The organism is Knoellia aerolata DSM 18566 (assembly GCF_000768695.1).
Lineage (GTDB): Bacteria > Actinomycetota > Actinomycetes > Actinomycetales > Dermatophilaceae > Knoellia > Knoellia aerolata.
Map to the genome: position 1 here is coordinate 1 of NZ_AVPL01000091.1, position 9,406 is coordinate 9,406.

Sequence of the window (9,406 nt, forward strand, 5' to 3'; positions counted from 1 at the left end):
GTCAGCGATGTCCCGACACATCACAAACCGTCCTCGCGCTCGCGAACCTGATCGAACCGGTTCGCGAGCACCTCACGGGTTCGCGAACCGGTTCGTGCCGCCGAGACCGGCGCCGAGACCGGCGCCACCAGCACGGCGCGGCCGCGTCAGTCGAGCCCGACCTGCTCGCGGAGCCGGTCGAGCGCGGCCCCGGTCTCCTCGCGCACGCCCGGGTCGCTGGACCGGACACCCTTGCCGAGGATGGTCTGGCCGAGCAGGGCACCGGTGCCGAGGTCCTTGCGGACGACGACGCGGGCCCGGCGCTTCGACCCGAGGTCGACCTCGTCGGCGAGCACGACGCTCGCCTGGACCCGCTCGCGCAGCACCTGCGGGAACGTCCCGAGCCGCTCGAGCTCCCACACCGTGGCCGGGGCCCGGTCGACCCACTGGACGGTGAGCAGCCGGGTCTCGTCGTTCCACGACCCCGTGTCGACCATGTGCCACGGCCGGTCGAGGACCACGGAGCCTGCGGAGACGGCATACACGTGCGTCGTCGTCGCGACGAGCGCCGAGCCGGTGCGATGGTCGTGGGCGATCGAGAGGACGTCGTCCGCACGCCCACCCAGCGCCGAGCGGACCTCGTCGGGCACCTCCGGCCCGCGTCGGCCGATCCCGCCGAGCCGCGCGAAACGGCCGGGGCTCACGAGGTGAGCCGATCGCGCAGTCGGGTCCGGTTCATCTCGAGCTCGATGAGCTTGCGGGAGCGCTCACGCAGGGCCTCCTGGTCGGGTTCGGGTGAGTTCTGCAGGCGGCGGATCGCCGCGGTCTCGTCGGCGATCTGGCGGCTGAGGCCGGCGTCGTGGACGCCGATGACGAGCGAGTCGAGGTAACGCTGGGGCGGCAGACCGGTCGACGGGTCGACCTTGGTCGGCAGCGGCGCGACCGACAGCTCGGCGAGCAGCCCGCGCACGGCGAGGGCGCCGGCCTCCGCCACCGCTGACGTCCAGCCCGCCGTGGACAGCTGCGAGGCCCGCGACGCCACCGCGCGCACCCCGTCGAAGATCGCCGCGTGCGCCGGCGCCGTGAACGCCACCGTCGGCAGCGCGTCGATCGTCTCCGTGTTGAACCGCGTGGGGTACTGCAGGAGGGCCTGGAGGAGCTGGCGCTCCGTGCGCACGATCGGGTCGCGCAGGTTGGGTTGCGGCAGCGCGGCCGCACCCTCCTGGTCGCTGGGCTCGGGCACGTCGTCGGTCGAGGCGGGCGTGCGGTCACCGGGACGTGCCGGGGTGCTCTCGGACACCTCCCGGGCCTTGACCCGGCCGGCCCGCTGGACCTCGCTGCGGACCTGCTCGACCTCGACGCCGAGCATGCCGGCGACGGTGCGGATGTACTCGGGGCGCAGCGACGAGTCACGGATCGAGTTGATGATCGGGGCGACCGCCTGCATCGCCTGGACACGCCCCTCGGCGGTCTCGAGGTCGAAGCGGGTGATCGTCGTCCGGACGGCGAACTCGAACATCGGGACCGCGTCCTCGACGAGGGCCCGGACGGCGTCGTCGCCCTTGGCGAGGCGCAGGTCGCAGGGGTCCATGCCGTCGGGGGCGACGGCGACGAACGACTGCGACGCCCACCGCTGGTCCTCCCCAAACGCCTTCATCGCGGCCTTCTGCCCGGCCGCGTCGCCGTCGAAGGTGAAGATCACCTTGGCGGGGGCGCCGTCGGCCTCGTCCCGCATGATCCGTCGCAGGATCTTGATGTGGTCGATGCCGAAGGCGGTGCCACAGGTCGCCACCGCGCCCTCGACACCGGCCAGGTGGGCGGCCATGACGTCGGTGTAACCCTCGACGATGACGGCGCGGCGCTCGGTGGCGATCGACTTCTTCGCGGCGTCGAGGCCGTAGAGCACCGTCGACTTCTTGTAGATCGGCGTCTCGGACGTGTTGAGGTACTTCGCGGCGATCCGGTCGTCGTCGAGCAGGCGTCGCGCGCCGAACCCGACGGTGTCGCCGGTGACGTCCCGGATCGGCCAGACCAGCCGACCCCGGAACCGGTCGTAGAGCCCGCGGCTGCCCCGCCCGGACAGCCCGGCGGTGACCATCTCGTCCTCGCTGAAGCCCTTCTCACGCAGGTGGCGGGTCAGGTCCTCGCCGCCGCGGGGCGCGAAGCCCATGCCGAACTGCTCGGCGACCGCGCGGTTGAACCCCCGCTCGCGCATGAAGTCGCGGGCGGGCCGGGCGTCGGGCCGGTCGACGAGCGCCGCGGCGTAGAACTCCTCGGCGACCCGGTGCGCCTCGATGAGCCTGGAGCGCCGTCCGATGCCACCGCCGTCCTCGCGCCGACCACCCTCCTCGTAGCGCAGCTCCATGCCGATCTTGGCGGCGAGGCGCTCGACCGACTCGGCGAAGGTGAGGTGCTCGACCTTCTGGACGAACGAGATGACGTCGCCGCCCTCACCGCACCCGAAGCAGTGGTACGCGCCCACCGTCGGTCGCACCGTGAAGGAGGGCGTCTTCTCGTCGTGGAAGGGGCACAGGCCCTTGAGCGAGCCGACCCCGCCGGGCCGGAGGGTGACGTGGTCGCGCACGACGTCCTCGATCGAGGAGCGCTCCTTGACGGCCTGGATGTCGTCGGCGTTGATCCTGCCCGCCACGCGCGCTCCTCCTGTCCTCGTGTGCTCCCGTGTGCGTGTTCAGTATGCCGCGAGGAGATTTCCGTGCCGCTGTCGTATCCCCCGCTTCCCGTTCGTGGAACCACTGACAGCCCCCGACGGGACCACCCCACACGGCAGGATCGGCACATGCGCACTCTCATCGTCTCCGAGTTCATCACCCTCGACGGCGTCGTCGACTCGCCCGGCGGCGGGGACCACCCCCATGCCGGCTGGACCTTCAAGGACGTCGAGTTCGACGAGGCCGCCTACGAGATCAAGGGCCGCGAGCAGGAGGAGGCGGGCTGCCTGCTCCTCGGTCGGCAGAGCTACGACGAGTTCGCCCCGGTGTGGCCGAGCATGGACGAGTTCGCGGAGTACAACGCGATGCCGAAGTACGTCGTGTCGAGCACCCTCACCGACCCGGAGTGGACCCACACCACCGTCCTGCGCGGCCTCGACGAGGTCGCCGCGCTCAAGGAGTCCGACGAGCCGGGCACGATCCTCGTCCACGCGAGCGCCCGGCTCGCCCAGGGCCTGGCCGCGGCCGGGCTGGTCGACCGCTACCACCTGCTCGTCTTCCCGGTCGTCCTCGGCAGTGGCAAGCGCCTGTTCTCGAGCGACGCCGCGAAGACGAGGTTCACGCTGACGGAGCACGCGGCATACGCCAACGGGGTCCAGCTCACCGTCCTCGACGTCGTGCGCTGACGCCCGTCAGCACCAGGCGCGGTGGAGGTGGCGCGCCCGCACGTCGGTGAGCGAGGCGACCTGGTCGACGACGACCCGCAGCGCCGCCTCGTCGTGGGGCGCGGCCTCGTGGTCGGCCAGCAGGTCGGCGTCCAGGCGCGAGGGGTCCTCCCGGTAGGCCGCGACGAGGTCGGCGACGATGTCGCGCTCCCCCGCCATGAGCTCGACCCGCTCGGCGACGTTCATGACGAAGTGCGCCGCGACCGCCTTGAGGACGGCACACTCCGCCCGGGTGTCGTCGGGCACGACGAGGTCCGCCTCGAGGCGGACGAGGTCACCCATGCCGTGCCGCTCGCGGGTGGCGATCTCGACGGCGTGGACGAAGCGACCGATGAGCCTCGAGGTCATGTCCTTGAGCCGGGCGAGGTCGACCCGCGTGCCGGCGTATGCCGTCGGCACCGTGCCCGTGGCGATGATCCGTTCCAGCGCGGCGCCGAGGGCATCGGTGGTGAGGTCGGTCGCGTAGGCGGCGGTCGCGACCTCGAGGACCGCGTCGACGTCGGTGCCGTCGAGCAGGAGCCGGGGGTCGAGCCGCCCCGAGGCGATCGCGTCCTCGACGTCGTGCACCGAGTACGCGACGTCGTCGGACCAGTCCATGACCTCGGCCTCGAAGGCGCGCTGGGTCGCGGGGGCGCCGGCCCGGAACCACTCGAAGACCGGGAGGTCGTCGGAGTACACCCCGAACTTGGCGGTCGGCGTCGGCGCCTCGCCGCGGGCCCACGGGTACTTCGTGGCCGCGTCGAGCGAGGCCCGGGTGAGGTTGAGCCCGGCAGGGCGGCCGTCCGCCTGGAAGCGCTTCGGCTCGAGGCGGGTGAGGATGCGCAGCGTCTGGGCGTTGCCCTCGAACCCGCCGATGTCGGCGGCGATGGCGTTGAGCGCCGTCTCCCCGTTGTGGCCGAAGGGCGGGTGACCGAGGTCGTGGGCCAGACAGGCGGTGTCGACGACGTCGGCGTCGCAGCCGAGGGCGGCACCGAACTCCCGTCCGATCTGCGCCACCTCGAGGCTGTGCGTGAGGCGGTTGCGGACGAAGTCGTCGCTGCCGGGCTGGAGCACCTGCGTCTTCGCGGACAGCCGGCGCAGCGACGCGGAGTGGACGAGCCTGGCCCGGTCGCGGGCGAAGTCGTCTCGGTCGGCGCGCTTGTGGGCCGGGTCCTCGGCGACCCAGCGCTCCCGGTCCCGGGCGGTGTACGTCACCAGACGACCCTAGGGGGTCGAGGTCCGCCGCATAGGGTGGCCCTGACTCCGACTGTGGAAGAGGTGGCGGTGCGCGCAGTGGTGCTCCGGGTGGCTGGCGTGCTGGTTCCCGTCCTCGTCCTCGGTGCGTGCGCCAGCGGTGGCCGACCCGTCCCGCCACCGTCCCTCGGCGCGCCCGCGTCGTCGCCGTCGCCCTCCGCGCCGTCCCTCGACGCACCGGGGCCTGCACCGTCCCCGACCCGGGATCCCGCCGACGTCGTCTCGGCCGCGCGGGACGCGACGCAGCGTGCCGGCTCGGTCGTCGTCACCCGGACGGCGCAGGACGGTGAGGACTGGACCCACGAGGACATCGAGGTGGCCTTCACCGTTCCCCCGTCCGCCCGAGTGCTCCACGTCGGCGACGACATCTGGACCCTCAACGTCGTGGACGGGGTGGGTCACCTCAAGGACCAGAGCGAGCGGAAGTCGACCAACCGGTGGACCCGGCTCGACGACACCGAGACGGCGGCACGCCTGCGTGGCCTCAGTCCCGAGGGGCTGCTCGGGGTGCTCGGGGCCGCCACGTCGGTGGCCGCGCCGACCGAGGAGACCGTGCGGGAGGTGCCCAGCACCTGCCATGCCTTCGTCCTCGACCCGGTCGAGGCCCTCACCCTGGCCGAGACCGACATCGGCGCCGAGCCGGGCGACACGCCCTCGCCCAGCCCCACGCCCACGGGCGCGGCGACCGCGCGCCTGTGCGCGGACGGACAGGAGCGGCCCGTCGAGCTCGTCGTGACCCTCGGCGGGCAGGTCACGACCTCGGTGTTCTCGCAGTGGGGGTTCGCCATCGAGGCGCTGCCGCCGCCGGAGCACCTCGTGGACCAGCCGGGCGGCTAGTCCTCGTCACCACCGTCGGCGCCACCCTCCGCGGCGGCGGCGGCCGCGGCAGCCCGCTCGACCCACCTCGGTGTGGTGCCGTAGCGCTGGCCGGCGATGAGGCGGCCGTGCGCGCAGTCGCCGACGAGCTGGGCCAGGCGCTTCTCACGGGTGTCCTCGCGCTTGGCCGTGACCACCCAGTTCTCCGCGATCCGCCGGTAGGTCGGGGTCGCCGCCTCCCAGAACGCGGCCGCGGCGGGGTCCGCCAGCAGCCGGGAGCGCTGGGAGTCGTCGAGTCCCCGGCCGGCCTCGTAGACGTAGATCCCGCTGCGCTCCGGGATGCGCCTCTGGAAGGCGGCGATCCCGGCCGGTCGCATGAGGCCGGCTGCGGTGAGCCGTTCGACGTGCGCGATGTTGACAGCGCTCCACGTGCTCGCCTTCTTGCGCGGCGTCCACCGCTGCCGCCTGCTGTCGTCGTCGATGCCCTGCGACACGCTGTCGATCCAGCCGAAGCAGAGCGCGACCGGCACGGCCTCCTCCCAGGTGAGACCGCGGTCGCTCACGTGCTTCTTGTGCAGCCCCATCCACAGCTCGGTCGCGCTCTCGTGGTTCTCCTCCAGCCACGCGCGGAACTCCGCCGCGTCGCGGAAGAACGTCGCCGGCCTCTCGGCCGACCCTCCCGGCACCCCGATCTGGCCCATGGGGCCATCCTGTCAGCCGCCGGAGACGGAGAGCTCGGCCTGCGCGACCTGGGCACGCTGGGCGTCGTCGAGCTCCCGCGAGCGCAGCCAGTTCTCGGGCAGGGCCACGACCCGCGGCGACCCGGCGCGACCGCGCTGCCCCTCGGCGGGCTCGCCCGGCCAGGGTGCGTCGAGGTCCATGCCACCGATGAGGTCGTCGAGTGCCTGGAGGCTGTCGACGAGGGCGAGCTGGTTGCGGACGGTCGACCCCGCGGGGAAGCCCTTGAGGTACCAGGCGATGTGCTTGCGGATGTCACGGCAGCCGCGCTGCTCGTCCCGGTCGTAGAAGTCGACGAGCAGTCGCGCATGCCGAGACAGGGTGTCGGTCACCTCGCGCAGACCGGGCTGGACCCGTGTCGTCCTCCCGGCGAACGCGGCGGCGAGGTCGGTGAACAGCCACGGTCGCCCGAGGCATCCGCGGCCCACGACGACACCGTCACAACCGGTCTGGCGGACCATCTCGAGCGCGTCGTCCGCGGACCAGATGTCACCGTTGCCGAGCACGGGCACGCTCGTCACGGCCTCCTTGAGCCGCGCGATCGCGGACCAGTCGGCCTGGCCCGAGTAGGCCTGGGCCGCGGTCCGTCCGTGCAGCGCGACGGCGGCAACGCCCTCACCCTCGGCGATCCGGCCCGCCTCGAGGTAGGTGATGTGGTCGGCGTCGATGCCGATCCGCATCTTGACGGTCACCGGCACGTCGTGGCGCTGCGCCTCCCGGACGACGGCACCGACGATGCCGCGGAACAGCTCGGTCTTCCACGGCAGCGCCGCACCCCCGCCCTTGCGGGTCACCTTGGGCACGGGGCAGCCGAAGTTGAGGTCGATGTGGTCGGCGAGGTCCTCGGTGACGAGCATCCGCGCGGCGAGTCCAGCGGTGACGGGGTCGACCGAGTACAGCTGGACCGAGCGCGGGTGCTCCTCCGGTCCGTGGCTGATGAGGCGCATCGTCTCGGGGGTCCGCTCGACGAGCGCGCGCGAGGTGACCATCTCGTTGACGTAGAGACTCGTCGCGCCGCTCGCGCCGCCGGTCTCGGAGCCGGCCGAGCCGTACTCGCGGCAGATCCGGCGGAACGCCCGGTTGGTGATGCCCGCCATCGGGGCGAGCACGACGGGTGACCCGATCGTGTGTCGCCCGATCCGCAGCGGGGGCAGGACGGGGGTCGGCGTGGTGGCGGGTGCGGCAGTCATGGCTGCACGATTCTCCCACTGGTTCACTGGGGACATGTCCACGCTCCTCACGCCCGCCGGGCTCGCGTCCCTCGTCGAGGCCGGCAGGGTGCGTGTCCTCGACGTCCAGTACACGCTCTCCGGCGACGGACCCGCCCTGTATGCCGCAGCGCACCTCCCGGGCGCTGCGCACCTCGACCTCGACGAGGTCCTCGCCGGCCCACCCGGTCCTGGGGGTCGCCACCCGCTGCCGGAGCCGTCCGTGCTCGAGGCCGGACTGCGCGCCGTCGGGGTCCGCGACGGCGACTCCGTCGTCGTCTACGACCAGCAGACCTCGCTCGCCTCTGCTCGGGCCTGGTGGGTCCTGCGCTGGGCGGGCCTCACCGACGTCCGCGTCCTCGACGGCGGCCTGGCCGCGTGGCGGGCCGCCGGTTTCGCCGTGACGGACCGGGTCCCGTCCCCGACGCCCGGTGACGTGGTGGTGACCCCCGGCTCCCTCCCCGTCCTCGACGCCGAGGGCGCGGCGCGGGTGGCGCGGGACGGGATCCTCCTCGACTCCCGGACGTCGGAGCGGTTCCGGGGTGAGACCGAGCCGATCGACCCGGTCGCCGGTCACATCCCCGGCGCGCGCAACGCCCCGATGGCCGACCAGCTCGACGCCGAAGGCCGCTTCCGCCCACCCGAGGAGCTGTGGGCCTACTTCAGCGACCTCGGTGTGGACGGCTCGACGCAGGTCGGGACCTCGTGCGGCTCGGGTGTGACCGCGGCGCACACCGCGTTGGCGCTGCACCTCGCCGGCGTCGAGGCCACGCCCTACGTCGGCTCCTGGAGCCACTGGGTCACCGACCCCGACCGACCGGTGGCGACCGGCTCAGGGGGCGAGGGCGACTGACCATGCGGCACTGTCGACGATCGGGGGGTCCTGCTGGCGCCCGGGCAGCGTCGACACGCGCCGGAGGGCTCCGGTGCGCGCGTTCCACGTGAGCAGGTCGGTGTCCCGCCACCGCACGAGGACCTCGTCCAGGTAGGCCCACCCGAGGACCTCGCAGCACCCGACCCGGACTCCCTCGCTCTCGGGCGCGACGAGCAGCCGGCCCCTCGCCAGGCTCTCGGCGTCGAGCGTGAGCACGCCCTGGAACAGCCGTTGGGGGCGTTGCCGGTTGAGCTCGAGCGCCGCGGGCTCGCTGAGGAAGCCACCCGTGGCGAGCTGGTCGTCGTCGTTGGTGAAGGTGGACCCCCACACGGCGCCCAGCAGGTTGGGCCCGGTACGGGTGGTGGACACCGTGCCGCGCTCGTCGAAGCCGAGGACGCGGAGACCGTCGGTACCCTCGACCTCCACCTCGTGTCGGGCCGGGGACACGAGCTCCGACACCCGCCTCACCTGCCCGGTCGCCGGGGTGATCCGGAAGCGGAGGGTCTCGGACCACACGACGAGGTCCTCCCCCACCCAGCCGCCCTCCTCGAGGTGGCGGTCAGCGACCGGGAAGGTCCGCACCTCGCCCGTGAAGGCGTCGAGGACGTGCACCTTGCCCGGTTGCACGAACATGACGTGGCGGCGGTCGTCGGCGATCGCCCTCACCTCCAGCGGTTCGTCGAGGTTGCCGCCCTCGTCGAGCGTGGGCACGAGCGGCACGGTGTCCACGAGCACGTAGGGGCTGGCCAGGGTCGGACGGAAGAGCACGGCACGCAGGCCCTCCGGGGCGTGCCGCAGCAGGACCGCCCGGACCGGCGCACCACTGCCGCCGACGTCGCTGAGGGAGGGGATGCGGGTGTCGGGCCCGAACGCGAGCACCTCCGGGAGCGCGAGCTGGCTCCTCGTGAGGTCGGTGATCCTCGGCAGCGACGCCAGCTGGCGGGCCGTCGGGCCCACCTGGGCGGCGAGCCCGAGCACGTCGACCTCACTCGGGTCCCACTCGGTCGCGAGGGACGGATCCGGGGACGTGCGCTCCACGGTGGGCCGGTCCGCGAGGTCGCGACCGCGCGGCACGACGGCGGCGCCCACGACGAGGGCGGTGACGGCGGCGAGGCCTCCTGCCCCGATCCGGCGCCGTCGCCGGCGGTGGGCCCGCGCCGCCTC

Annotated in this window: 9 protein-coding genes; 3 read left to right on the forward strand and 6 right to left on the reverse strand. The window is 73.2% G+C overall.

All coding sequences use genetic code 11. The features are described 5' to 3' along the window. Positions 1 to 146: 146 nt before the first annotated feature. Both N801_RS17980 and dnaG read right to left on the reverse strand, forming a co-directional pair. Positions 147 to 683, reverse strand: coding sequence for a hypothetical protein (locus N801_RS17980; RefSeq protein WP_052113285.1), 537 nt, complete (start codon positions 681 to 683; stop codon positions 147 to 149). Further along, positions 680 to 2,629: a DNA primase gene (gene dnaG / locus N801_RS17985; protein WP_035940681.1), complete on the reverse strand. Its 1,950-nt coding sequence runs from the start codon at positions 2,627 to 2,629 to the stop codon at positions 680 to 682. The genes N801_RS17980 and dnaG overlap by 4 nt, the downstream gene beginning before the upstream one ends. A gap of 147 nt (positions 2,630 to 2,776) precedes the next feature. Here dnaG and N801_RS17990 point away from each other — a divergent pair, with 147 nt between their 5' ends. Continuing rightward, positions 2,777 to 3,334 carry a dihydrofolate reductase family protein gene (locus tag N801_RS17990; protein WP_035940682.1) on the forward strand — a complete coding sequence of 186 codons (558 nt, stop codon included), beginning with the start codon at positions 2,777 to 2,779 and terminating at the stop codon, positions 3,332 to 3,334. 6 nt (positions 3,335 to 3,340) lie between these two features. Here N801_RS17990 and N801_RS17995 read toward each other — a convergent pair whose 3' ends face one another. Then, positions 3,341 to 4,567, reverse strand: coding sequence for a deoxyguanosinetriphosphate triphosphohydrolase (locus N801_RS17995; RefSeq protein WP_035940683.1), 1,227 nt, complete (start codon positions 4,565 to 4,567; stop codon positions 3,341 to 3,343). A 99-nt stretch (positions 4,568 to 4,666) separates the two neighbouring features. Here N801_RS17995 and N801_RS18000 point away from each other — a divergent pair, with 99 nt between their 5' ends. Beyond that, complete coding sequence (locus N801_RS18000; RefSeq protein WP_169744296.1) at positions 4,667 to 5,443, forward strand: hypothetical protein; 777 nt, start codon at positions 4,667 to 4,669, stop codon at positions 5,441 to 5,443. On the opposite strand, the gene N801_RS18005 is transcribed toward N801_RS18000, so the two are convergent. Together N801_RS18005 and dusB are read right to left on the reverse strand one after the other, a co-directional pair. Then, a complete protein-coding gene (locus N801_RS18005; RefSeq protein ID WP_052113286.1) occupies positions 5,440 to 6,123 on the reverse strand; it encodes a YdeI/OmpD-associated family protein in 684 nt (227 codons plus the stop codon). The genes N801_RS18000 and N801_RS18005 overlap by 4 nt on opposite strands. A 12-nt stretch (positions 6,124 to 6,135) precedes the next feature. Further along, on the reverse strand, positions 6,136 to 7,350 hold the full coding sequence (dusB, locus tag N801_RS18010) for a tRNA dihydrouridine synthase DusB (protein ID WP_035940685.1): 1,215 nt from the start codon (positions 7,348 to 7,350) through the stop codon (positions 6,136 to 6,138). 34 nt (positions 7,351 to 7,384) lie between these two features. On the opposite strand from dusB, the gene N801_RS18015 reads away from it, so the two are divergent. Next, entirely contained in the window at positions 7,385 to 8,221 is an 837-nt protein-coding gene (locus N801_RS18015; RefSeq protein WP_035940686.1) for a sulfurtransferase, read from the forward strand. Here the strand turns inward: N801_RS18015 and N801_RS21165 are convergent. Continuing rightward, the coding region (locus N801_RS21165) for a hypothetical protein (protein WP_035940687.1) at positions 8,201 to 9,406 on the reverse strand (1,206 nt) is incomplete at its 5' end. The genes N801_RS18015 and N801_RS21165 overlap by 21 nt on opposite strands.